Annotated in this window: 21 protein-coding genes; 11 read left to right on the forward strand and 10 right to left on the reverse strand. The window is 69.7% G+C overall.

The genetic code is table 11. The annotated features are described in order from the left end of the window. Positions 1-49: 49 nt before the first annotated feature. Positions 50-1,558 carry a hypothetical protein gene (locus LZ495_RS16820; RefSeq protein WP_235053033.1) on the forward strand — a complete coding sequence of 503 codons (1,509 nt, stop codon included), beginning with the start codon at positions 50-52 and terminating at the stop codon, positions 1,556-1,558. Positions 1,559-1,649: 91 nt separating this feature from the next. Here LZ495_RS16820 and LZ495_RS16825 read toward each other — a convergent pair whose 3' ends face one another. Continuing rightward, on the reverse strand, positions 1,650-2,420 hold the full coding sequence (locus LZ495_RS16825) for a hypothetical protein (protein WP_235053034.1): 771 nt from the start codon (positions 2,418-2,420) through the stop codon (positions 1,650-1,652). Positions 2,421-2,655: 235 nt separating this feature from the next. Here LZ495_RS16825 and LZ495_RS16830 point away from each other — a divergent pair, with 235 nt between their 5' ends. Beyond that, the gene (locus tag LZ495_RS16830) at positions 2,656-5,469 is read left to right on the forward strand and encodes an arylsulfotransferase family protein (RefSeq protein ID WP_235053035.1); all 2,814 of its coding nucleotides are present in this window, start codon (positions 2,656-2,658) and stop codon (positions 5,467-5,469) included. 147 nt (positions 5,470-5,616) lie between these two features. Here LZ495_RS16830 and LZ495_RS16835 read toward each other — a convergent pair whose 3' ends face one another. The 4 genes from LZ495_RS16835 to LZ495_RS16850 all read right to left on the reverse strand — a co-directional run bounded on the left by LZ495_RS16835 (position 5,617) and on the right by LZ495_RS16850 (position 10,664). Further along, entirely contained in the window at positions 5,617-6,534 is a 918-nt protein-coding gene (locus tag LZ495_RS16835) for a DUF6891 domain-containing protein (protein ID WP_235053036.1), read from the reverse strand. 61 nt (positions 6,535-6,595) lie between these two features. Then, positions 6,596-7,984 (reverse strand): lactonase family protein, encoded by a 1,389-nt coding sequence (locus LZ495_RS16840; RefSeq protein ID WP_235053037.1) that lies wholly within the window; start codon positions 7,982-7,984, stop codon positions 6,596-6,598. A gap of 296 nt (positions 7,985-8,280) precedes the next feature. Continuing rightward, the gene (locus LZ495_RS16845; protein WP_235053038.1) at positions 8,281-9,246 is read right to left on the reverse strand and encodes a C40 family peptidase; all 966 of its coding nucleotides are present in this window, start codon (positions 9,244-9,246) and stop codon (positions 8,281-8,283) included. A gap of 272 nt (positions 9,247-9,518) precedes the next feature. Beyond that, positions 9,519-10,664, reverse strand: coding sequence for an AraC family transcriptional regulator (locus LZ495_RS16850; RefSeq protein WP_235053039.1), 1,146 nt, complete (start codon positions 10,662-10,664; stop codon positions 9,519-9,521). 100 nt (positions 10,665-10,764) lie between these two features. Between LZ495_RS16850 and LZ495_RS16855 the strand changes: the two genes are divergently transcribed. The 3 genes from LZ495_RS16855 (at position 10,765) to LZ495_RS16865 (ending at position 12,901) form a co-directional block, all read left to right on the forward strand. Further along, on the forward strand, positions 10,765-11,751 hold the full coding sequence (locus LZ495_RS16855; protein WP_235053040.1) for an NmrA family NAD(P)-binding protein: 987 nt from the start codon (positions 10,765-10,767) through the stop codon (positions 11,749-11,751). A gap of 53 nt (positions 11,752-11,804) precedes the next feature. After that, positions 11,805-12,206 carry a DUF4440 domain-containing protein gene (locus LZ495_RS16860; protein ID WP_235053041.1) on the forward strand — a complete coding sequence of 134 codons (402 nt, stop codon included), beginning with the start codon at positions 11,805-11,807 and terminating at the stop codon, positions 12,204-12,206. Between the two features lie 128 nt (positions 12,207-12,334). Further along, positions 12,335-12,901: a dihydrofolate reductase family protein gene (locus LZ495_RS16865; protein WP_235053042.1), complete on the forward strand. Its 567-nt coding sequence runs from the start codon at positions 12,335-12,337 to the stop codon at positions 12,899-12,901. A gap of 179 nt (positions 12,902-13,080) precedes the next feature. Here the strand turns inward: LZ495_RS16865 and LZ495_RS16870 are convergent, their stop codons facing one another. After that, positions 13,081-13,416, reverse strand: a complete 336-nt coding sequence (locus LZ495_RS16870) for a winged helix-turn-helix transcriptional regulator (RefSeq protein ID WP_308268242.1) — start codon at positions 13,414-13,416, stop codon at positions 13,081-13,083. 179 nt (positions 13,417-13,595) lie between these two features. On the opposite strand from LZ495_RS16870, the gene LZ495_RS16875 reads away from it, so the two are divergent. Beyond that, positions 13,596-14,510, forward strand: coding sequence for an NAD(P)-dependent oxidoreductase (locus tag LZ495_RS16875; protein ID WP_235053043.1), 915 nt, complete (start codon positions 13,596-13,598; stop codon positions 14,508-14,510). 142 nt (positions 14,511-14,652) lie between these two features. After that, positions 14,653-15,240 carry a hypothetical protein gene (locus LZ495_RS16880; protein WP_235053044.1) on the forward strand — a complete coding sequence of 196 codons (588 nt, stop codon included), beginning with the start codon at positions 14,653-14,655 and terminating at the stop codon, positions 15,238-15,240. 419 nt (positions 15,241-15,659) lie between these two features. Here the strand turns inward: LZ495_RS16880 and LZ495_RS16885 are convergent, their stop codons facing one another. After that, positions 15,660-16,598 (reverse strand): MerR family transcriptional regulator, encoded by a 939-nt coding sequence (locus LZ495_RS16885; protein WP_235053045.1) that lies wholly within the window; start codon positions 16,596-16,598, stop codon positions 15,660-15,662. Between the two features lie 244 nt (positions 16,599-16,842). Continuing rightward, entirely contained in the window at positions 16,843-18,204 is a 1,362-nt protein-coding gene (locus LZ495_RS16890; RefSeq protein WP_235053046.1) for a cation:proton antiporter domain-containing protein, read from the reverse strand. Positions 18,205-18,506: 302 nt separating this feature from the next. Between LZ495_RS16890 and LZ495_RS16895 the strand changes: the two genes are divergently transcribed. Then, positions 18,507-19,199 carry a TSUP family transporter gene (locus LZ495_RS16895; RefSeq protein WP_308268245.1) on the forward strand — a complete coding sequence of 231 codons (693 nt, stop codon included), beginning with the start codon at positions 18,507-18,509 and terminating at the stop codon, positions 19,197-19,199. A gap of 144 nt (positions 19,200-19,343) precedes the next feature. Here LZ495_RS16895 and LZ495_RS16900 read toward each other — a convergent pair whose 3' ends face one another. Together LZ495_RS16900 and LZ495_RS16905 are read right to left on the reverse strand one after the other, a co-directional pair. Next, entirely contained in the window at positions 19,344-19,535 is a 192-nt protein-coding gene (locus LZ495_RS16900; RefSeq protein WP_235053048.1) for a DUF397 domain-containing protein, read from the reverse strand. Beyond that, a complete protein-coding gene (locus LZ495_RS16905) occupies positions 19,532-20,356 on the reverse strand; it encodes a helix-turn-helix domain-containing protein (protein WP_235053049.1) in 825 nt (274 codons plus the stop codon). The genes LZ495_RS16900 and LZ495_RS16905 overlap by 4 nt, the downstream gene beginning before the upstream one ends. Before the next feature lie 331 nt (positions 20,357-20,687). On the opposite strand from LZ495_RS16905, the gene LZ495_RS44045 reads away from it, so the two are divergent. From LZ495_RS44045 to LZ495_RS16915, 3 genes are all read left to right on the forward strand, one after another. Further along, positions 20,688-20,816 carry a hypothetical protein gene (locus tag LZ495_RS44045; RefSeq protein ID WP_268822909.1) on the forward strand — a complete coding sequence of 43 codons (129 nt, stop codon included), beginning with the start codon at positions 20,688-20,690 and terminating at the stop codon, positions 20,814-20,816. Next, positions 20,813-21,892 (forward strand): methyltransferase domain-containing protein, encoded by a 1,080-nt coding sequence (locus LZ495_RS16910; RefSeq protein WP_235053050.1) that lies wholly within the window; start codon positions 20,813-20,815, stop codon positions 21,890-21,892. Before LZ495_RS44045 ends, LZ495_RS16910 begins: the two co-directional genes overlap by 4 nt. Before the next feature lie 113 nt (positions 21,893-22,005). Continuing rightward, a complete protein-coding gene (locus LZ495_RS16915; RefSeq protein WP_235053051.1) occupies positions 22,006-22,524 on the forward strand; it encodes a cupin domain-containing protein in 519 nt (172 codons plus the stop codon). Positions 22,525-22,592 lie beyond the last annotated feature (68 nt).

A 22,592-nucleotide genomic window follows, 5' to 3' on the forward strand; every position in this document is an offset into this window, starting at 1 on the left:
TGTCCCCGTGGCCACGCAACGCTTGTCACGGTCATGCGACGATGGCCCGATGATCACGTCGAGTCTGGCTCAGTCGTGGATGCGCGGCGTGGCGACCAATCCGGGCGCGTCCTCCGAGGTGCTCCTGCGGCTGCTCGATCCGGCGGGCCGGCCGGCGTGGGGGCTCCTGTGCGGGGAACGGATGTTGCCCGCGGTGGTCGTCGAAGCGGTCATCGCACACCCGGATCGCGCAGTCCGCAGCGCGTTCGCCCGAAACGACGTCGTCGACCCTGTGCAGCGAGGGCGGTTGGCCGAAGATCCTGACGGGCGTGTTCGCTCGCACCTCGCGTCGGGGCCCCGCCCGATCTCTCGCCCGGGTCGCCATCGCCCACTGCCCGACCACGTGGTGGAGGCACTCCTGCTCGGCGAAGCCGGCGACGGCGACGTGTACGTGAGCCGGTTCGAGATCTTCCAGGAGCTGCTGGCCTCGAGGCAGGTCCGCAGCGGTTTCCGGAGGGATGCGTACCGGCATCGCGACGCCAGGGTGCGGGCCTGGGCGGCCCAGAACTGGATCGTGCTGCCGCCGCGGCACCGCGCCGCCCTGCTGGACGATCCCGACCCCGACGTACGAACGGCCGCGCGAAAGGCCGCCTGTATCGAAGACCCCGAGGCCATGGCCGCCGACCTCCCCGACCGGGACTGCCACGCGCGGGCGGTCATCCTGGCCAACTTCGCCATATCCGAATCGGTCGCCGAGCGGTGCCTTGCGGAGAGGCGGGACCTCGTCGGGCTTGCAGGCAATCCGTACACGCCCCCGGGCATTGTCGCGAAACTCGCGCGCGACCCGAACCCTCTGGTCCGCGAGTATGTCGCCGGTCGATTCGGCCTGGATCCCGTCCTCCTGGGCGAGTTGGCGAACGATGCCGAGGCGACTGTTCGGACGCGCGCGCTCCTCCAATCGACAGTGCACACCAAGGCGGAGCATTCGGTCGTCCGCCGGTTCGCCCACGGCGTGACAGCGGATGCCGTCGGTTATGTAGGCGATTTGCTCTGGGAACCGGAGCGAAGCTGGTACGAGGCCTGCGCGATGTCGCCGGACCCCCTGCGACGCCGAATCGCCGCCACCTGCCACGACCTGCCTGCCGCTTTGCTGAACGAGCTGGCTCAGGACCCTGACGCAGACGTCCGGCACCTGCTGGCCCTCAACCATCCGCAAGCACCTGCCGCGTTGCTCCTCGACGCGTTCATCGCCTGCCCGCGCCAACGCCCCTGGTTGCTGACGCTCCCCAACCTGCCCCGCACCGGACTCGCCCATCTTGCCGACCACGACGACCCCGAGGTCCGGGCCCTGGCGGCCGCCGATCCGACGCTCGACGGGACGCTCCTGAGCCTGCTCGACGATCCGGACCCGGACGTCCGCCGCGCCGCCGCGGCAAACCCGTCACTACCCCCGGCGCGCATCAGAACGCTGCTCACCGATCCCGACCTCGCCCAGGCCGCCGCCGCAAACGCCCGGCTGCCATCCGAGTGCCAGCACGAACTCCTGGACCGGGCGGGGATACCGCCGCTTGCGCGCTAGCCAGGTGTGTCCGCGATGCCATCGCCGTTTTGGGTATCGCCGTCCCACTGGACGGTCAGGCCGGGCGTCACGAGTGCGGTCGCAACCTCGGCTATGTCCGACCCGTGTGGGCCCAGGAACGCAGCGCCGCAACGGCTTCGTCCCGGGGCAACGCACCGCCTTCCCGCGCGAGCTCCTTGAGGTGGCGCGACGCTGCTCCGACGACGGGGCCGGGGGCGACGCCGAGGATCTCCATGATCGTCCGGCCGTCCAGCACATCGGGCAGCTCGTCCGCCTGCCTACGCCTCGCGTGCTCGGCCTCTGCCCGGAACCCTTCCTCGCGATGGTCCAGGGCCGCTGCGTAGCCGGACTCCCGATCGGCTCGCCCGACCGCGCGCCACTCCTCGCTGCTGCGCTCCCAGCCCAGGCCGGCGCGGTGGAACAGGTCGAGGTACACCGGGCTCGCGCCACTGCGGTCGTCCTGCCGCGCGCCAAGCGAGGCCAGCGCGCGGTTGATCGGCCAGTCGGTGCGCGGATCCGTGAACTGCTCGTCGTGCACCGGGCCCCACGCCCGAACTCCGTCCCGCCACACGGCGGCGGCCTGGAAACCGGTGCCGCCGAAGAATTCGGCCTCGACGTACGCCACCGGCCCCCGCCGGGACCACAGCGCCAGGGCGGCTTCGAATACGGGCGACACCACTGCGGGCGGCGCGCCCGGCTCCCGTCGTGCCGACGGGGTCCCGGGGGCGGGATCCCGGTCCGGCAGTACGTCCTCAGCGGCCACCAACCCCAGACCGTCCCGCAACACCGCGACCGGAATGTTCTCCGCGGTGCACGCGCACAGCAGCCCGTAACCCGCTATCACCCCAGAAAGCTCGTACATGGGTCCTCCGTTGTCCTGGACACATCATCCGGAACGCCGGGCCGATGCGTCCCGCGGGATCTGCCGCATCGACGCCGGAGGCGGAAAAACGACTAGTCAGTTGATGCGTCCATCCGTATGATGCCGACGCCGCGCAGCGATCGTGCCGCGGCCGTGGGGGATCCGTCTGCGCCTGCGCCCGCCAGGGCCGACGGCGGCTGCCCTGTGTCTGTGCTGTGCAACGAGGAAGTACCACTTGACCGCGTTCCTGAAGCGAACCGCGGCGGCTGCCTGCGCCGCCGCGTCCGTGTCGTTTGCCCTGCCGACCCTGGCTCCGCCGGTATTCGCCGCCGCGCCGTCCGTGACGGCCACGCCGGACATCCCGGCCGCTTTCCGGCCGGCCGCGCTGTCCGCCGAGGTGCCCGCGTCGGCGGACGCGAGCTATGTGAGCCGCCCGGACCTGCCGCGTTTCCACGCGGACACGACGACACCGGGACGACCGCATGACGGGCTGTTGTTCGGCGGTTTCACCGGCACGGATCCGTCCGGCAAGGGATCCGGCGCGGCAGTGTTCGACAACGCCGGCGAACCGGTGTGGATCCGGCCGGGGGCGGCCCGGGTGCAGCCCATCATGTACTGGGGGCGTCCTGGATATGCGGCCTTTGTCGCTCCCGGCACCTGGGAGATCTACGACGACCGCAACCGCAAGGTGGCCGCGATCCCGGTCGAAACCGGCTTCCAAATGTACGGCTCGTCGATCGCGACCAGCGGAAACGGCGACGTCGCCCTGGTCAGTTCGACCTCCTATGTGCTTATGGACCTCACGCCGTACGGCGGGGACGCCCTTGCCCGGGTGATGGTCACGACCCTCAAGCGGGTGGTCATCCAGACCGGCGAAGTGACCTGGACATGGCGCAGCCTGACCGAAGGTCAGGAAGCCGTTCCAGGGCAGGGGCCGATACCCCTGGCCGACTCCTTCGTTCGTCCTTGGGGCTTCATCGACTACCTCGGTGTCACCGGCGTCGCGTTCGCCGAGGACAGCCGATACGTACTGATCAGTGCTCGCGGCGCCAATGCGGTCTACAAGATCGACACGCGCGACGGCAGCATCGTCTGGACGCTCGGCGGCAAACGCTCCACAGTGACCGGTCTCGCCGACGAGAACCTGCCCAACAAGCCCTTCGCCGTGACGGTGGACAGCGACGGGGCGGTGTACGTCGGTGACGCGGATCCCGCCACGAACGCCGCGCGCGGGCTCGTGTACAAGGTTGGCGCGGACAACTCCGCCAAGGTCGTCCGCAAGATGGTGCCGGAAGGCGGCCCGCAGGTCACCGAGGCTTCCCGGGGGACGTTCCAGCCGCTGCAGCGGGCCATCTCGTTCGGGGGCACCTACGCAGGGCTGCTCTCCGTCGACGGCAGGGCGATCGAGTTCGAGGCGAACGGCCCGGTGGTGTTCACCTCGTCGGCCCCCTCGGCGCAGCCCGCGTCCCGCATGTCGTGGGTGCCCTGGCTGGCGGCCGCGCCGACCGCTCCGCCGGACGTGAAGGCACGCTACGGAGCCGACGACCGGGAACGCGAGCTCTACGTGAGCTGGAACGGTTCGACGAGCGTCGCGAAATGGCAGGTCCAGCTCGGCAGCGACGCCGACCACCTGCGTACGGTCGTGACGGCTCCGCGCGCCGGCTTCGAGACCCGGATCACGGTACCGTTCGAGACCACGGACTACGTCGTCCGGGTGCAGGCGCTGGACGGGAGCGGGGCGGTGATCGGCAAGGCCGACCACACGGCGCTGTTCCAACTGGTCGCCGATCCCAGCCTGGGCGACGAGGTCTCGCGGCGCGAGGAGGCGGACTTCGTCGAGGTCGTCTACAGCGGGGGTACTGTCGTCCAGTGGTCCCGGCGCACGGGTGCTTGGCCGGTCTCTGGTGCGTACCTGGAGTGCATCCGCAGGGCCGACTGGGACGGCGGGCTGCCGACGTCGGGACCGTTCGGTGCGTTGCCGCTTCTCTCGACTCCCCACCAGCGGTTCGAGCGCGGCACCGTCTACCTGACCGGACCGAGTGCGCGCTGCGTCAGCGGCGCGTTCTGGGACAAATACGAGCGGTACATGGGCGCCGCGAACGGGGTCCTGGGCTTGCCGCTCAGCGACCGGGAGACGGTGCAGACGCCGGGAGGCACCGTCCGCTACCAGCGGTTCGAGCGCGGGACCATCGTGGCCCCGTATCCGGACACACCGGATACGGTCTTCGCGCTGTGGGGCGGCATCCACGATGCGTGGCTCAAGTCCGGCGGCCCCACGAGCCCTCTCGGCTTCCCGCTCATGCAGGAGCACCCGACCGCAGACGGCGGCCGCTATGTGCACTTCTCCAACAGCTGGAGCATCTTCTGGTCGCCGGCCACTGGTGCCCACACGGTCGACCCGGCCATCCGCGCGAAGTGGGCGCAACTCGGCTGGCAGGGCGGCTTCCTCGGCTACCCGGTCTCCGACAGCACCGCGTCCGCGGGCGGCCGCGTCGTGAACTTCCAGCGGGGCACGATCGCGTGGACCCCGGCGACCGGCGCACACGAAGTGCACGGCGCCATCCGGGACGTGTGGCTCGCGAACGGCGCCGAACGCGGCGGGCTCGGCTACCCGCTCACCGACGAACTGACCGCGGCCGACGGAGTGGGGCGCTACGTCCACTTCTCCGGCGGCGCCTCGATCTTCTGGAGCCCGTCCACCGGCGCGCACATCGTGCAGCGCGGCATTCGCGACAAGTGGGCGGCGCTCGGTTGGCAGGGTGGCCTCCTCGGGTACCCGACGAGCAACGAGGAGTCCACGCCTGCCGGGACCGGCCGCTACAACACGTTCCAGCGCGGTGCCGTCTACTGGACCTCGTGGGGCGGAACGGCTGCGATACGCGGTGGCATGTTGAGCACCTGGGATGCGTCCGGCCGTGAGAACGGGCGGCTGGGCTACCCGAGGAGCGACGAGTACCGCACGGACGACGGCCGCCAGCGGCAGGACTTCGACGGCGGGTGGATCTTCTGGGATCCGCGTACCCAGAGGACGACCATCCACTCCTACTGAGCGATGCCGTAGCAAGGCCCGGTGGGCCGGGCCTCCTGGAGAGGTCCGGCCCATCACGCCTTGCCGAGCAACGGGCTTCGACGCCGAACGCCGTCGCGCCCCGATGCGGACGTCCCGTCCGGCAGACCGCCCCCGAGGATTCGATCGCTAGCCGACCAGGCGGCGGCGCCAGTCCAGTGGGGTGACCGTCACGGCCCGGGCCGGGCTGCGGTCCCACGCCGCGGACAGGCCGGCCGCGTCGAGGGCGGCCACGATCTCGTGGCCGACGGCTGCGGTGGTCTCGGACGAGCCGTCGAAGCTGCCGTAGAGGAGTGACAACCCTCCGTCGGACGCCGCCGAATCCGTGCACTGGCTGTGGAAGTAGACGTAACCGCGAGCGTCAGGGGCGCCTGCGTCGGCAATCTCTGCGTCGCCGCAGGAACGGCAGCAGGCGAAGTTCTCGCGGGCGGTGATGCCGGACGCTTCGAGGGCCGCGAAGGCGCGGGTGAGGCGTTCCGGGTCGGTCTCGCCTTGCCATGCGGCCTGCTCGGCGACGCGTTCCAGCCACAGGCGGTCGGCCATCGCGATGGCCTGCACGCGCGAGACGGGACGGCGGTCCTTGGTGACCAGGTAGTCCTCGGCGATCTCCGCCAGCTCGGCGCGGGTGGCGTAGCCGCCGACGAGGACCTCGCGTACGCGCTTGTGGAGTAGCTCGTACTCCTCTTCGTCGAGTTCGAGCGGCGGCACCTCGGGTTCGGGGCCCAGGTCGAGGACTGTCCAGTCGAGTGCGGCGTCCCAGCCGGGTTCCCGGGCGGCCCATCCGGTCAGTGCCGCGCACGCGGTCTCGGGGGCGTCGACCTTCACCTGGAAGTGCCGGTCCGCGCCGCCGTCGCGGTGCTCGAGCGTGTAGTCCCCGCCGGCCGCGTGCCAGACCTGGGCGAAGACATCGGGCAGGTCGGGTATGCGCTGGATCACCAGGAAGCGATCGCCGCTACCGCCGATGCGCCGGACCAGACCGGCCAAGTCCTCGGCGGACAAGCGGACGTGCCGCTCCCCGTTCTCCGTCTGCACCACGATCTCAAGCATCCGCCGATGGTGCCACGACCGCCTGACACTGACGCCTCGGCCCGGCTGTCCGCAACGATCACTACGCTTGATCCGGCGTACACGATTCCTTCAGCATCGTGTCGATGCGCCAGTGTACGAGTTGCGGGCCGTCGAGCCGGACGAGTTCGTGGTCGGCGGGATGGTAATGGGTCGGGTGGAAGCCGGGGATCGCCGCCAGGCGGGCTCCGTCGACCGGGTCCCAGATCTCCAGGCCTGGGTCGGACGCCGAGTACAGCAGCGTCCCGTCGGAGAAGAGTGCGCCGCCGGGGCCCGGGAACGCGATGAGGGTCGCCTCGGGGACGTATTTGCGGGACGAACTCTGCTTGGTCACACAGACGTCGACGATGCTGACGCCGGGAGCGACCAGGTCGTCGTCGTGCGGCAGTCCGCCTATCGCGAGCCGGCGTTCGTCGAGCCACACCATCGGACGGTCCCAGCCGGTCCACTCCTGGTCGCCGACGGCCTTCCGGGTCTCGCCGTCCTCGGACTCGTAGGGGTTCCCGGCCAGCCAACAGTGCAGCTCGAACACGGTGACTATGCCTTGTGGGGTCCAGAGCCAGCAGTCCTGCGCGACGTGCCGACCGTCGGGACTGAGGTGCAGCGCGCCTTGGAAGGTGCCGCTGTAGTGCGTGGGGATTCCGTCGTCCCCCAGCTGCTCGAACTCCCTTGCGGTAAAAAGCCGTCCGGACTCCGCATCCGACGCGTCGAGTCGGTTCCAGGCAGTCCGGTGGAGGACCACCGTGCGCCTATCGTGCTCGGCGAAGGCGACCGAGAATGGGACGGTGTCGGGGTGGTACGTACCTCCGTCGAGAGCAAGCGTACGAGCACCGGTTGCCAGGTCCAAGACCTCGCCTGTGTGGCCGTAATCGACCACCACCGCTGCGAATCGTCCGTCGCGGGAGGCATGGAGCCGCAGCGCGTGCGGCCTTCGGGCACTCGGCTCCTCCGGCAGCGCGATCGAGGAGTGCGCGACAGTCATGGCGGTCCCCTCTCCAAGATCGAAGCGGACCACTTCGCCGCCGTCGCACAACGCGAGCCACACCCCGGCGGACTGCGCGACCGGCGCGAGGCTGACGACGCGTCGCTCGGCTCCCAGGACGTCGGCGAGCACGGTGGTACGCAGCGTGCCGTCGACCGGCGTCGGCCGCGTGCGCAACTCGGGTGCGCCCAAAGTCTCGTCGTAGGGATCCCCGTACTGGTCCTCGAAGCAGGATTGGCACACCCGGTCCGTCACCACCACGTGTCCGTCGGCGATGCGGCCCCGGCACTCCAGACAGACGCGGTCGCTGGTGACCCCGACACCGGTGAACCTGATGAAGTAGTCGATGGAATCGTCCACATCCAGGTCCAGGTCCGGCACCGTCGCGCGCAGATGCGCGCAAACGGCCGGGCCGAACGGGCTGTCGTCGTGCCCGCACACAAGCGCCATGGTTCTCCCTCTGACCACCCGGCAGAAGCCGACTCACGACGACGACGAACGCCCGGTGCCCCGAGTTCCCGTCGACCCGCGACTGCGGATCCCGTTCTTGAGACTGCGCGGGCGACGAACACCCGTCCTCGCGGACCCAGCGGCCGACCAGGACGGTCCGGCGTAGGGCGGGAACGAGGACGGTGACTTCCGAAGGGGCCGACCGCCCGTTCTCTCTCCAGTCGTGTTCGTCGGCGAGGAGAGAAGGGGCGGTCGATGGGCCGTGCATGCGGCATGCCGGGGATCGGGCCGTGGCGTCAGCGGCGGAGCAGTTGCGTGGCGGTCTTGATTGCCGGGGCGGTGTCCTCGTTCCGGTGGATCTCGGTGAGGGACGTGGTGCGCGCGAGGTCGCCGGGGGTGACGAAGTCGGGCGCGGCGTGGGTGGTGCGGATCGCCTCCACGGCCTGCTGCACGGTCGGCGGCCGGGTTGCATCTTGCTCCTGGCGCGGGGTCCGCGTGCGGTGCAGCGCGGCACCGAATGCGCCGATCGAGGCCAGGAGTCCGCCGTCGGTGTCGGTGTCAGGGGGTACGACGGCGGAGGCGAGGCCGGGCCGCCCGGCCGCCGCGCTGAAGGCCGCGATCAGTGGCGAGAGGGCGGTCTCGGCCTTTGCCGGGTCGAAGCCGACGAGACGTGCGGGGGCGGCGACGGCGTCGAGATTCGGCTGGGTGCCGGCCCACTGCAGCAGCGTGGGGGCGCCGTCGTGGGCATCGTCCGTGCCGATCTTCAGGACGTACGGCGCCTCGGGCCGTGCCTCGTGGTAGCAGCGGTAGACGAACTCCGAGCAGATCATCGGGTGTTGGCCCCGTTCGGCCATGGAGTTGAGGGCGGCTGCCGCCTGGTCGAGGACGCTGCGGATCATGCCGTGGGCGCCCGGGCCGAGCGCGGCCCGGCGGGTCAGGCACAAGACGGCCAGGAGCACGATCTGCTGATGGGCGTAGCGGGCGCCGCGTTCGAGGTGGACGTCGGCGACGGCGAGCACCGGCTCCGGGTCGGCAGGCGTGGCCAGGGTGCGGGCGAGGATCAGGTCATGGCCCTCGCGCGCCTCGTCGAACGTGACGGTCTGCAGCCCCTGCCCGACGGTCTCGGCGAGCCGGCCGTGCCGGTGAGCGAGCAGGGCGTGGCTGACCGGGCTGTCGTCGAGCAGGCAGATGGCACGCGAGATCCATCCGGTGCCGCGGGAGAGCACGATGTCGCCGGGCCGGATCGGGCTGGGGAAGGTCATGGACGCCGCCTTGGTACTGGGAGCAGGGCAGGTGGACGGTTCACCCATACCGGGCATGGTGGGCGTCCGGCCGCGTCACACGCCGGGATGTCCACCGATCGGCTGCACCACGGACGTTCGCGGCGGCGGTCGGAGCGTCGGTGCGGGCACGCTTTGCGATTCGTGCCCTTGGACGTCGGCCGTGCCGAGCCTGCCGGCGCGAGTTCGGCACAGCCATGTGCGAGATGAAGTAGGCCAGGGGAGCAGCGCTTCTCGACGGTGTACGCCAAGAATCACCCGGAGGCGGTGACGTGGTTTTCGGTCGGACGGCCCGACGCGGTGCCGGTCCGGTCGCGGCGGTAGTCGCCCGGGGTGCGGCCCGTCCAGTTGCGGAAGGCCAGGTGAAAGCCGACGTCGGAGCGGTAGCCGACGCGTTCCGCGATGCGGGCGTTGGACAGTGTGGTCTCGGTGAGCAGGCGGGTGGCTTCCTGCATCCGGCGGGCCGTGAGATGGCGGATCGGGGGCTCACCGACCAGTTCGCGGAAGCCGGCGGCGAACGCCGAGCGGGACATCCCGGCTTCGGCGGCCAGGGTCTCCAGGGTCCATGGTTCTGCGAACCGGTTGTGGACGGCGAGGAGTGCCTTGGCGAGGGCGGGATGGCGCAGCGCCTGCAGGACGGGCAGGCCGAGGCCGGTGGGGGAGCCAGCTGCCGTTCCGGTCTGCGCGGCGGCGTCCGGTTCGCGGAGTGCGACGCGCAGGGCCAGGACGTAAGCGAGTTCGAAGACGCGCAGTGCGATCAGTCCCGCGCCGGGCTCGCCCGGTGCCCATCCCGCGTCGAGGCTGCGCAGGGCGTCCGCGAGCAGCGGCTCGGTGGCGAGCAGCGCGGCGTCGAGGACGATCACCGGCGGGAGTGCACGGTACAGCGGGGCGGCCGCTGATCCGTCGTAGTGAAGGCCGCCGCAGAGAAAGGTGGTCGCCGGGCCGGGGCCCGGGATCTCGACGATGCCGGACCCGCCCGGCGGCCGGCTCGGGAGGACGGCGGCCAGCGGAATCGTCGCCCGGCCGGGGCGGTCGGCCAGGCGGTGCGGGGTGCCGTGCGGGAAGACGGCCAGGTTACCGGCGCGGAGCACGATGGCGTCCGGGTTGTATGGGTTGTCCGGGCCGCTCGGGCCGCTCGGGCTGCCCGGGATGCCCGGGCTGCCCAGGCTGCCGGGGAGTTCGACGGTGCATTCGCCGTCCTGGACGTAGTGCAGGATCGCGCAGTCCTCGCGCTCGCCCGCGACGCCCCAAGGTGCCCGGGCGGACCAGCGGCTGTGGAAGACGCCGCGCAGGCGCAGTGGCGCCAGCAGGTCGCTGAGCAGGTCGTCGTGCAGGTTGTCGGGCAGGTCATCGTGCAAGTTGTCGGTCAGGTCGTTGCGCGGGACACCACCAGATTGCACGGACGATCCTTAAGTACTGGCGGACGAATGCTTGTCGATCGTACTGGTCGGGATGATCAGGATGGAGGAGCCAGCTGATCGACCGATCCACGGAGTTCCCATGACACCGGCCAAGACCACCACCCCGGACGCCGTACGCTCGGCCGACCGCCCTCCGCATCGCCACCTGGTCTTCGGTGCGTCCGGGGCGCAGGGCGGAGCTGTCGTACGGCACCTGCTGAGCCAGGGCGCCGAGATACGCGGATTCGGACGCAAGGCGCGGAGGGGCGCCGACTTCGGCCTGGGTGCGGGGGCTGCGTCCTATACGCACGTCTCCGGCGACCTCGAGGACGCCGTTGCCGTGAAGGCCGCGTTCGCCGGCGTCACGCACGCCAGTGTGGTGCTGCCGATGGTCTACGTCCCGAGCCAAGTCGCCCGGTACGTCCGCAACATCATCGACGGCGCTGCGGCGGCGGGCGTCGAGCGCCTGGTCTTCAACACGGCCAATCGCGTGCCGGGTACGTCCACGGGGATCGGTGCGTTCGAGACGCGCCGGAGCGCGGCGGAGGCCTTGCTGGCGTCCCCGGTGCCGACGGTCGTCCTGCGGCCGCCGCTGTACCTGGAGAACTTGTGCGCGCCGTGGGTCGCTGCGCAGATCGTCGGTGGTGGCGGCAGCCGCCCGTCCGGCGTGCTGCGCTATCCGTTGCCCGCCGACGTCCCGGTCGCCTGGCTCGGGCACGGCGACTTGGCGGCGGCGACCGTCGCGGCGCTCACCCGTGACGGTCTGGCAGGGCGCACCATCGACCTCGGTGGCCCGGACACGGTCACGGGACGCGAACTCGCCGCGGCGCTGGGGGCCGAGCTGGGGCACGAAGTCGCCTACGAGGCACAGGATCCGAGCGAGTTCGAAGCCGCGCTGGCGCCGGTGCTGGGTGACGCGGCGGCAGCCGAGGTGGCCGCCACGTACCGCTGGGCCGCGCGCGACGCGGGCCTGTTCGCCGCGGATGCCGGCGCGCTGCGGGAGAGCCTCGGCGTACGCCTGACCCCGCTGCGGTCGTGGATCGCGGCGCAGCCGTGGCACGCGCTGGCGGCGGGCGCGAGCCGATGAGCGGAGGGCAGGCGCAGTCACGGGTGGCTGCCGAGATACGGCGGCACCACCTGGTGATCGAAGAGTGGCTGACTGGTGCCGTTGCTCGGCCGGACGCCGGGACGCCGGCGGCAATCGAGGCCTCGTCCCACGCCTTTGCCGCCTTCGCGGATGTGCACGACCCGGCATTCGACTTGATTGCGCCGAACGGCGAACGCCTTTTTCTGGACGCCGTGTTGGAGGCAGTGAGGAGGGCGTACGGCACCGCCCCGGCGTTGCGGCTGCGCATCTCGGACGTCGAAGTCGTGGCTTCCGGCGGTGGCGTACACGTCGCCGTCTATCGCGAAATGCACGAGAACGGCGAGTCGGCGGGTGCGGAGGTACGCCGCTCGACGGTGGTCCTGGTCGATGCGCCGCACGCGCCCTACGCGCCGCATGGGCTGTGGTGGAGGCACCTGCACGAGACCTGGGAGTGACCGTCCGGGTGGCGCGTCTCCTGCTTCGCCCCGTCGACGCCGTCGACGGCGCTCCGCGCCTCCCCGCTGGCGTCGGTGGGCCGGACTAGGCTCGAATCTCCAGCCTGCCGAATCCTTGGAGAAGACGCATGGGTGATGCAAACACCGGAGCCGAGACCGAATCCGGCACCAGCGCCGGGAAAGTGGTCGTGAACAGGGCGATGTCGTTGGACGGCTTCATCGCCGGCCCCGGCCACACGATGGACTGGATGTTCGAGCACCTGTCGGACGCCATGTTCCCGGAGGTCATGGAAGCCACGGGAGCCATGCTTGTCGGGCGGGGTACGTACGACGTCGCCAAGGGCATGTCCGCCGAGGAGACCTCGTACGAGGGCGGACCGCAGTTCGTCCTGACGCACAGACCGCCTGCCGAGCCGGACCCGAACGTCACGTTCCTCACCTGCGGCATCGAGGAGGCCGTCGCCACGGCCCGCAAGGCCGCGGGCGGCAAGAACCTGGAGATCCTCGGTGCGGACATCGCCGCCCAGTGTCTCCAGGCCGGGCTCGTGGACGAGATGCTGGTGTACGTCGTGCCGGTGCTGCTCGGCGACGGCGTCCGCATCACGCCCTCGGGCCTCGGCAGGGTCGACCTGGAGCCTTTCAGTACGGTCACGTCGGGTGCGGTGACGATGATGCGCTTCCGCGTTCGCAAGTAGGGCGTGGATGAAGGGAGTTGGCGGCGGTGTCCGGGGCCGATCGCGCCGTCGCCTGACGTCCTGAGTCCTGACGTCCTGACGTCTTGACGTGCTGACCGGCGGCGTCGACGAGGCAGGTGTCATCGTCGACGCCGCCGCGGTACGCGCGCCGCCGTCACCCCCTCCGGCAGGCGGCGGGCTCAGGCGAGCGTGAGCGCCTCGATGCGTTCCAGGTGCTCCTCGCCCCATTCACCGAGGGGCGCGAGCGCGGTGTTGAGGGATCGGCCGAAGTCGGTCAGCGAGTACTCCACCTTGGGCGGCACCTGCTGGTAGACCTCGCGGTGCACGAGGCCGTTGGCTTCCATTTCGCGGAGTTGAAGGATCAGCATGCGCTCGCTGATGCCTGCGACCGTACGCCGCAACTCGCCGAAGCGGACCGGCCCTTCGCCGAGTGCGAAGAGGATCAGGCCCTTCCATTTTCCGCCCATGACGGCGATGGCGGCGTCGAGTCCGCAGGTGTACGTCTTCTTCGCCACGAGGCCTCCTACGAACAAAAGTGTCGGTACCTGACAGAAATGTAGGTACTTGATGGAAAGTATGCGCAACCCCAGCATGGAACACACGCCGCACCGCGGACATCACCGCTCGGTGCGGGCGTACTTCATGGGCGTTTCGTTCGACGCCCGAACCTTCCGACTGAGCAGTGGAGCGCAACGTGACTGAGGACAACCGCACGCCCGTGACCGTCATCGGATTGGGGTCGATGGGGAGGGCATTGGCCGAAGCGTTCGTCGACGCCGGGCATCCGACGACGGTGTGGAACCGTACGCCGGGAAAGGCCGAACCGTTGCTGGCCAAGGGGGCGTTCGGTGCGGAGACCGTGGCGGCCGCGGTCTCGGCGAGCCCGCTGGTGGTCACCTGCCTGACCACCTTCGAGGCCACCCGCCGCGCACTGGAGCCGGCCGTGGCCGCGCTTGACGGGCGTGCCCTTGTTACGCTGAACAGCGGCTCCCCGGCGGGCGCACGTGCCACGGCCGCTTGGGCGACCGCCTCCGGGGCCCGGTTCCTCGGCGGCGCGATCAAGAACGTGCCGTCCGCGGTCGGGGGAGCGGACACGCTGCTGTACTACGGCGGCGACAGGACCGTCTTCGACGAGTACGAGGGGACTCTCCGCGTTCTGGGCGGCGACACCGTGCATCTCGGCGACGCCGCGGACCTTGCGGCGCTGTACGAAATGGCGGTCGGCGGCACGCTGCTGCCGGCGCTAGTCGGCTTCTTCCAGGGCGCCGCCGCGGTCCAGGCCCGCGGGCTGAAGGTGAGCACGCTGGTGCCGTTCACCGTGAAGTGGTTCGAGATGATCAATTCCGTGCTGCCGGTCTTCGCGGACGAGATCGACCGAGGCGATTACCGCGAAGCAGCCTCGTCCGTGAACCTCTTCGTGGCCGGCGCGGCCGAGGACGACGAGTTCGGCAAGGAAGCAAACGTCGACATGTCCTGGCACGCCCCACTGCGAGCTCTATTGGAGCGAGCGGTCGAGGCAGGCTACGGAGACCAGAGCATCTCGGCCCTGGTGGAGGTCCTGAAGCAGCCGTCCCCGGCGGCATCCAGCAGCACCACTACGCCGAGTTAAGGCCGTTTCCCGCCGTGCCGAGGGGTCTGATCAGCCCGCTGCCCGAAGCGCGGGTCGTCGGGCAGCCGAGTCTGTCGTACGCCTCTTCATGTCCGTCCGCATCGCTACGGTCTCGGAGATTGCAGATGAGAGAGGCAGTGCTATGGGTTACTGGGGCGAGTACGTGGTGGTGCGCAGTGATCGTCCGGCGCTGGAGATCGCAGTGCTGAGCGACGGCCGATGCCGCGAAGGCCACGAGATCGGCCTTTGCGACGTGGGATCGTTCGGCGACGGCTGGCAGGTCTTGTCGGTCTGCCACGCCCTGCCGGGCTCGCCTCCGGAGACAGTCCGGCAACTCGGCGAGGAGACCGGGGCGCCGGCCCTGAGCTGCTACATCCTGGACGATGACACCGGGCTCATCCACGGCTGGTCCCGCGAAGGCGGCTCTTGGCGTACCTGGTTTCACCCGAAGCTTGCAGCGGACTACGAGATGCCCAGTCACATCTGCTACGAGGACGAGACCGGCATGCCGTCGACCGCTTACCTGGCTGCCTGGGAAGCTGCGCATAGCCAGATAGTGGACGGCATGCCCGCCCGCGCGACGCAGATGGCGGCGTGGGCGACGGAGGCCGGCTGGACCCCGGACGGCGCGGTGCTCTTGAACGAGCTCCTCAGCGACGAAATCGGCTTTGCCCAAGCGCAGTTCCAGGTCTTGCTCGCGGCGATGGGAGCCCCTGGGGCCGGGCCCTGAACCCGCCGCACGGACAGGCCGGTCCGGGGGCGACGAGCATGGGCCCAGCGAGCAGGAGATCTCCGGCCTCCTGGAGGCGCAGCAGGATCCTGATCTCCGCGTAGCTGTACGTGCCTTCTTGGGGAACGTAGATCAGCTTGTCGGGGCCGCGCTCCTGGAGCGTGGCAGAGATTGCGTCGTCAGTCACCGACGGCATGGCCACCGCAGCACGTACGTCCCCGAATGTGAGTTCGGGCGTCTACTCGGGCATGTACCTGGCCGCGGGTCATGCTGAATGCAAGGGGCTCGACGCTGATCAACGCTGTGGCCTCCGCCTCCCACTGCTCGCGGTCGCCCTCCGCCAATACCGACCACATCGAATCCGACACTGCACGTCTCCGCTCGCATCCGCGCGGCCTATGCGGCTTGCGACCGCACCGTCATTGCGGTGTCCGGACACGCAGGGCCTGGACGGACCAGTCGAACACCGGAGCCAGACTCTCCGGGGCCGACCAGCCGTTGACCACGGCGAGGAGTTGGAGGTATCGCTCCTTGCGGGGGTCGTTCACGCTTTCCAGTCGAGTGGTCAGGCGGCGGCGAAGCTCGACGTCGTCGGGGCGGTCGAGGAGGTGCGCGTAGTACGCCGTGAACGCCGCGACGATCGGATCGGCCTGGCGCGAGGCCGGGTCGATGCCGGCGGTCAGGGCCGGGCCGACCTGGTCGCGGACGGCTGCGGCGATGTCGCGGCGCGGGCCCATCGTGTCGCTTCGGGTCTGCTCGGCTGCCTGGTCCTCGGCCATCCGCCGCACGGCGGCCCGGAAATCCGGGTCCAGGGACATTTCTGCCAACTCCACCCACGCTTGGACCTGCTCCGCGTCCGGGTCGTCGGGCAGCTCGGGGGTCATCGAGCGCATGACCCCCGCGAATGCGGGGGCGGCGTCGAGACCGTCGAAGACGGCGTCGAGGAAATCGCCGATCAGACGTCGGCGTTCGTCCTCGGAGAGCTGGGTCAGCCGGTGCATGAGTTCTGTCTCCTCAGGTGTGGACCCGCGCTCGGCCACCGCCGTCAGCACCGCGCGCCGCAGGCGCAGGACGCGGATCTGCACGGCCAGTGCTTCGGCGTGCGCCGCGGCTACCTCGGGAAGCGAGAGCTCGCGGTCCACGACCTTGCGGATCGTGGGAAGGTCCAGTCCCAGTTCGCGCAGGGTCCGCACGAGGTCCAGGCGTGCGACGGCGTCGATGTCGTACAGGCGGTAGCCGGCCGGGCTGCGGTCCGTCGGCGCCACGATTCCGCGATCGGAGTAGAACCGGATCGTCTTGACCGTGAGACCGGTCCGCCGAGCGAGCTCGCCGATCGAGTAGAGCGTGTCGCTGTCCATGCCCCCACCTTTGTGTCTCCCCCTGCTGGAGACTCAAGTCCCTTCGCCGACCAGTAGCCAACCACTCCTCATCCTTCTCCGCACCAACGGTAGGTGGCCCTGGGACGGAGCGCCTTCGAGTCGGCAGCCCCGTGGATCCGGCCGTCGGCAGTTGTCGACGTACAGCCTGCGTCGGCCCTGGCACTCAGCCGGCGCCCGGAACCGATCCCATCCTCGTGAGTCCTACCGCACGTCCGGGGCTGCGTTAGGTCGTGACGTCGGGACGGGGGCGGGAAGGGCCGGCTGCAGGCGCAGGCGCAGGCGCGGGCCCAGGCGCGGCGAGGGGACGGGCGGGGAGGGCGGCGGGTAGCCCAGGCATCACCGCGCTGGTCGCGGGGGTGGGGAAGCGGAGCAGGGTGAGGACCGGGCCGGTGGCCACTGTCGTGATCAGGGCGACGATGACCAGGACGGTGTAGAGGGACTGGTCGATGATTCCGCTCTGCAGGCCGATGTTGAGCGCGATCAGCTCGGTCAGGCCGCGGGTGTTGAGCATGACGCCGACCACGGTCGCGTCGCGGGACGGCAGGCCGCCCAGACGCGCGCCGAGGTAGCCGCCGCCGATCTTGCCGATGGTGGCGACCACGGTGAAGATGCCCAGGAGCGCGAGGTCGGTCCCGCTCAGCGCGCCGATGTCGACGGACAGGCCGCTGACCATGAAAAAGACCGGCAGCAGGATCGTGCCGCTGTCCTGGAGCGGGCGTACCAGGCTCGCGTCCGGCTCGCCGCCGGCGCCGCGCGGCATGACCAGCCCCGCGACGAAGGCGCCGAAGATGACGTGGAGTCCGAGTGCGGACGTGGCCCAGGCGGAGGCCATGGCGAGGGCCGCGACGACGGGGAGGTCGCCGCCGGGGACGGCCTCGGGCCGTGACAGCCACCGGCGCAGCGCGGGCCGTACGAGGAACACCATCGCGGTCATGTACGCGGCGAACAGGGCCACGGTCGCGGGGAGGGAGAGATGCTCCTGGCCTGGACTGCCCGCCGCGATCACGGCCGCGGCCAGCACGATCCAGCCCAGCGCGTCGATGATGCCCGCCGAGGTCATGGAGACGACCCCTGGGACACTGGTCGCCGCGCCGCGCTCGCGGATGATGCTGGCCAGGACCGGAACGGCGGTGACGGCCATGGCGACGGCCATGAAGAGGACGAAGCCGGTGTTGCCGGTCGCTGCGCCGCCCGGCGGGGTGTAGAGCGGTGCGACTAGGAAAGCGGCGCCGCCGCCCAGGGCCATCGGGATGACGAAGGCGCACGCCGCCACGGCCGGGACGACCTTTCGCCGCTGCCGCAGCACCCGCAGGTCCAGTTCGCACGCCACGGCGAACAGGAAAGGCACCAAAGCGATTTGGGCGACCACGGAGAGGTAGGGGAGCACCTCGCGCGGAAACAGCCGGTCCATGTACCCGCCCGGCAGCCGGCCCAGCAGGCTGGGCCCGAGGGCGAGGCCGGCGAGGATCTGCCCGATCACCGCGGGTTGGCGTAACCTCCGGGCGGCCGCCCTGAGCAGATGGCTGAGAGCCACGATGACGGCTGTTCCGGCGACGACGTGGGTGACCAACTCGTCGGTGCTCACGCGCGATTCCCCCGAGGTCGGATGCGGATCGCGCTCAGGCTGGCGCAAGGCCCGCCGTTCGGGCAAACCGCCTGCGGCACCAGCGCATTGCGGATACCCATCCGCGCGCCGCGGACGACGCCACACGGAACCGGCACCTGTCCGCACTGGCTCGGTTGTCTGCGCGTCCGGCGAAAGACCGGGGGAACCGTCTTCGACTGCAGTGTGTTCGCCGTCCGAAACGCGCAGCGTTCCGGGGCTTCGTTGACTGGTGACACGCGTGCTTGCGACGGTTGCGCGTGCTTGCCATATGGATTGGGCTTGTGACTCTGGGGGGCGCGTCTCTGCAGAGGCTGACGGGCATGGGGTTTGCGTTGGTGGCCGCTCCGGGGCTGGTGCTGCTGTTGGGGCCTTGGCAGGGCGTGTTGCTGACGAATGCCGCAGCATGCGCGATCAGCGCGATCGGGCTCGCAGGTACGTGGCGTCGGGTGATGTGGTCTTCGATGCTGCCGCTCGTCGCCGCAGCGGCGCTGGCGATCCCGGTGGGCGCGCGGGTCGCCGGTGAGCTCAGTGCCCGGTCGTTGTCGATCGGCGTCGGCGCCGTGATCGTGGTCTCGGTTCTGCTGGTGATCGCGGGCGCTCGCATGCGGGCTCTGTCGGGGCGCGGCGGCGCGATCGCGGCGGGCGCGATGAGCGGATTCATGAACGCTACGACCGGGGCCGGCGGGCCGCCGATCTCGTTGTACGCGGCGAACGCCGGCTGGACTGCGGCGAAGTTCGTGCCGAACGTGCAGTTCTACAGCGTCGTGGCGAACGGTCTGTCTTTGACGGCGCGCGGAGTGCCCAGGCTCACCTGGTACGCGTGGTCGCTGACCGGGATCGGAGTTGTCGGCGGTGCGGTGGTCGGGACCGTTCTGGCGAAGCGGATCACGGACGATCGGGTCAAGAGCTTGGTCATGGGCCTCGCGCTGATCGGTGGGGTGCTCCTGCTCCTGAAGGGCCTGACGATGGGCTGAGCGGATTCCCCACGCGTGGTCACGTCGGTCAGGCGCCGGTCCGCTTGATGCGGACCGGCGCTCCGGGCATGGAACTCAGCCCGTCCCGAGCGCGGACGTCGCGTACCTCATGGTTCGTCTCCCCGGATGGACGGCGCCGTTCGGTCAGTCTGTCGCCTTCAGGGTCGCCGTCAGCGACGTCCACGATGACGCCGGAACCGTGAGGAAGCCGAGAGCCACATCCTTGGAGTCACGGACGCCGATGGCCGGGGACAACGACGCTGTCTCGAGGCAGTTGCCTCCCTGCTGCCCGCTGTAGGTCGACTTTCGCCATGCGAGCCGGGAATGTGCGGTCATGCCATGCCCTCCAAGAGGTCTCTCAGGTGCCGTTCCGTGCGGGCGGGCGACCACGTATCGGCCCGGAGCAGGTCGTATCGACGCTGAACCTCTGCAACGGTTCGTTCGTCAGTCGTCATGCTGCCTTCGGACATGTCCTCAGAGTAGGAGCATTCGCCTCTGCCTGGCACCGTGAACAGCACGAACGCGCCGTCCATGCACGGGTGCAGCCCGGTTTCGATCGGTACCAATTCCAGGATGACGTTCTCTCGCTCGATCATCTCGAGCATGAGGAGGAGCTGAGGCCTCGCCACCTCAGGACTTCGCATGAGACGCAAGAGGGCTGCCTCGTCCACGATGGCCCAGTACTCGGGCGGTTCGGACGCCAGAAGCAGGCGGCGGCGGTTGAGTCGGCGTTCGACCCACATGTCGGCGCGGGCTCCCGGTACCCGGGCACACCTGAGCAGCTTCCGCATGTACTCCTCGCATTGAAGGAACCCCGGGATCACCTGCGGTTCGAAGGTGCGGATCCGCGTGGCAGCTCTCTCCGTCGCGGCGAAGCTCTCGAACCACTCTGTCGGGTCCGGCGTGAGCTTGTACGCCAACGTGGCAGTGGCTGTCAGCAGCCTTGTCCCGCCCGTGGCTTGGTCCAGTTGTGTGGCGAAGTCGAGGCTCGGCCTGCGCTCGGCTGTCTCGATCTGTCCAACGAAGGACCCTGTTGAATGCACTTCGCCCGCCAGTTGGGTCTGGGTCTTGCCGTCGTGCCGGCGGAGAAACCGCAGCAACGCGCCGAACAGATCCCACATAGAGTCTTCGGGCTCAAGGTCCTTTGGCGCAGGCATCGTTGCTCCATCCCCCAGATCCCACTGCTGTACGCCGAACGGTTCCCACCGTACGCCGTGGCGTGTTCTCTGAGTGACGGATTAGTTACTCAGGAGGCCGGAAATGAGCGACGGGCGAATGCCGGGGCGGCGGGTGAGTCGGATGACGATTCGCACCTACGAGGTGGGCGGTGAGCGCGGTGAGCCGCTTCGTGTCGACCGCCCGCGGGATCCGATTGCGGCCTTGCCGTCTCCGTTCGCGTGGCCGCCGTGCCGGTGCCCGTTGTGCGTGGGGGAGCGCAAGTGAGCAGTCGACGGACCGCGGCAGTCGATGGATACCAATGGAGGCTTGATGGCGAAGCGTAGGAAGCCTGTTCCCTGCACGTTGTGCGGTGGGAAGGGTTTCAAGGAGATCAGCCAGGACGGCAAGGTCGAGAAGAAGTCCTGCGGGCGCTGCAACGGGACGGGGATCGTCGGGTGACGGGCGAACTCGATTTGGTGCGGGAGATGTTGGGGAGGGACCGGACGCCCTTCCTGCCCGACGTCGTGTGGCGTTCGACTGCGGTCGGGTACGTCCGGCTTGATCGGCAGGTGGAGCCGGCTGCCTGGCAGGACGCTGCGGATGCTGACTGTGTTCTCGTCACGCAGTGGGATGACGGGGAGACCGAGGACACCGAAGGACTGCCCACGTGCTCGGCCTCGTTGCCTTCGCTGGTCGAGCAGATGCTGGACGCGACGGACATTCGCGAGGGGCACAGCGTCCTGGAGATCGGCACGGGGACCGGGTACACCGCCGCGCTGCTCAAGGACCGGGTCGGGGATGGTGGGTGCGTGGTGAGCGTGGAAGTCGACGCCGGACTGGCGGAGTTGGCGCGGGGGCGGCTGCGGGATGCGGGTGTGGACGTCGATGTGGTGCGCGGGGATGGGTTGCTCGGCTGGGGTGCCGGGGCTCCGTACGACCGGGTGCATGTGACCTGCGGTATCCGCCGCATTCCTGCTGCCTGGCTTCGCCAATGTCCGGACGGGGTGATCATGCTCCCGTGGGGGACCAGCCTCAGTGGCGAGCGGGACCGGATCCTTGCGCTGCGGACGAAAAACGGCGTGGGGGTCGGGCGGTTCGGGGACGAGGTCGGGTTCATGAAAGCGCGTTCGCAGCGGATCGGGGAGTGGGGTGACTGGCCGGACGGCGATGACACGGTCGAAGTTGAACTCCCGCTGCGCGCGGAGGAGATCGAGGCTTCGGTCGAGGCGTACGGCGGGTTTGTCGTGGGGTTGCAGCTCCCGAGAACGACATGCCGGCTGACCGGGGGCGGGGAAGGCGAGCGTGTGTTGTGGTTGCGGCGGGATGGCGTGCATGCGTCGATCGGGTTCGGAGAGGGGCATCGCACGTCGGTCGAAGGGGATGCGGGGCTGATTCGGGACTACGTCGGTGCCGCGCGGTGGTGGCTCGATCGCGGGCGGCCGGAGCCTGGGCGGTTCGGGTTGGCCGTGGGCGAGGGTGAGCAGCGGGTGTGGTTCGATGCGCCGGACGGCGAGTCGTGGAAAGTCAGTTGGTGATGACTGTGGGCTCCCACCTGGTCCCGTGACTTTTCAATCAGGCGCCTGATTCGTTGGGAACTTCTCGGTACTGTCGCGGTGTTCGTCGGACGACCGCGCATGGGGGATCGAAGATGACCGAAGGATTACTGCTGCCGCCCGGCGGTGGGCGCCGGATCGAAGCCGTGACCATGACCATGAAGGTCGGTGCCGAACACTCCGACGTGTGGTCGATGTTCGAGACCGAAGTGCCTCCCGGCTTCGACGTCGGCGCGCATCTGCACCACAACGCCGAAGAGGTCTTCTACGTCATCGAAGGCGAGCTCGAACTGCTCGCGTTCGAGCCGGTGGACCGCACGATCGGCGACTGGCGTACCTGGGAGTCGAAGACCGGCGGCCGCGTTTACCGCGGCGGCCCCGGCAGCGTGATGTACGTGCCCAAGGGATGCCCGCACGCCTTCTACAACCCGGGCACCGAGATGGCCAAGATGATGTTCCTCGTCTCCCCGTCCGGCCACGAGGTCTACCTCCAGGAGATGGCCGACCTGCTCGCCGCGGGCGGTCCGCCCGACCCCAAGGCGATCGGCGAGCTGCGGGCTCGGCATGACATCCACCAGCTGACGGGTATGGCCAGGCCTCCGCAGGATCGCTGATTCCTTACTCCTTACTCCTCTCTGGCTCCGCTGACTTTGCCGGCTGCCGCGCTGTTCGCTCTTCCGGG

It is taken from the genome of Yinghuangia soli, assembly GCF_021502675.1.
GTDB lineage: Bacteria > Actinomycetota > Actinomycetes > Streptomycetales > Streptomycetaceae > Yinghuangia > Yinghuangia soli.

Coding starts and splice junctions, on each gene's coding strand:
- LZ495_RS16820 (WP_235053033.1), top strand. CDS start 50: ATGATCACGTCGAGTCTGGCTCAGTCGTGGATGCGCGGCGTGGCGACC.
- LZ495_RS16825 (WP_235053034.1), bottom strand. CDS start 2,420: ATGTACGAGCTTTCTGGGGTGATAGCGGGTTACGGGCTGCTGTGCGCG.
- LZ495_RS16835 (WP_235053036.1), bottom strand. CDS start 6,534: ATGCTTGAGATCGTGGTGCAGACGGAGAACGGGGAGCGGCACGTCCGC.
- LZ495_RS16840 (WP_235053037.1), bottom strand. CDS start 7,984: ATGGCGCTTGTGTGCGGGCACGACGACAGCCCGTTCGGCCCGGCCGTT.
- LZ495_RS16845 (WP_235053038.1), bottom strand. CDS start 9,246: ATGACCTTCCCCAGCCCGATCCGGCCCGGCGACATCGTGCTCTCCCGC.
- LZ495_RS16855 (WP_235053040.1), top strand. CDS start 10,765: ATGACACCGGCCAAGACCACCACCCCGGACGCCGTACGCTCGGCCGAC.
- LZ495_RS16865 (WP_235053042.1), top strand. CDS start 12,335: ATGGGTGATGCAAACACCGGAGCCGAGACCGAATCCGGCACCAGCGCC.
- LZ495_RS16880 (WP_235053044.1), top strand. CDS start 14,653: ATGGGTTACTGGGGCGAGTACGTGGTGGTGCGCAGTGATCGTCCGGCG.
- LZ495_RS16885 (WP_235053045.1), bottom strand. CDS start 16,598: ATGGACAGCGACACGCTCTACTCGATCGGCGAGCTCGCTCGGCGGACC.
- LZ495_RS16900 (WP_235053048.1), bottom strand. CDS start 19,535: ATGACCGCACATTCCCGGCTCGCATGGCGAAAGTCGACCTACAGCGGG.
- LZ495_RS16905 (WP_235053049.1), bottom strand. CDS start 20,356: ATGCCTGCGCCAAAGGACCTTGAGCCCGAAGACTCTATGTGGGATCTG.
- LZ495_RS44045 (WP_268822909.1), top strand. CDS start 20,688: ATGGCGAAGCGTAGGAAGCCTGTTCCCTGCACGTTGTGCGGTGGGAAG.
- LZ495_RS16915 (WP_235053051.1), top strand. CDS start 22,006: ATGACCGAAGGATTACTGCTGCCGCCCGGCGGTGGGCGCCGGATCGAA.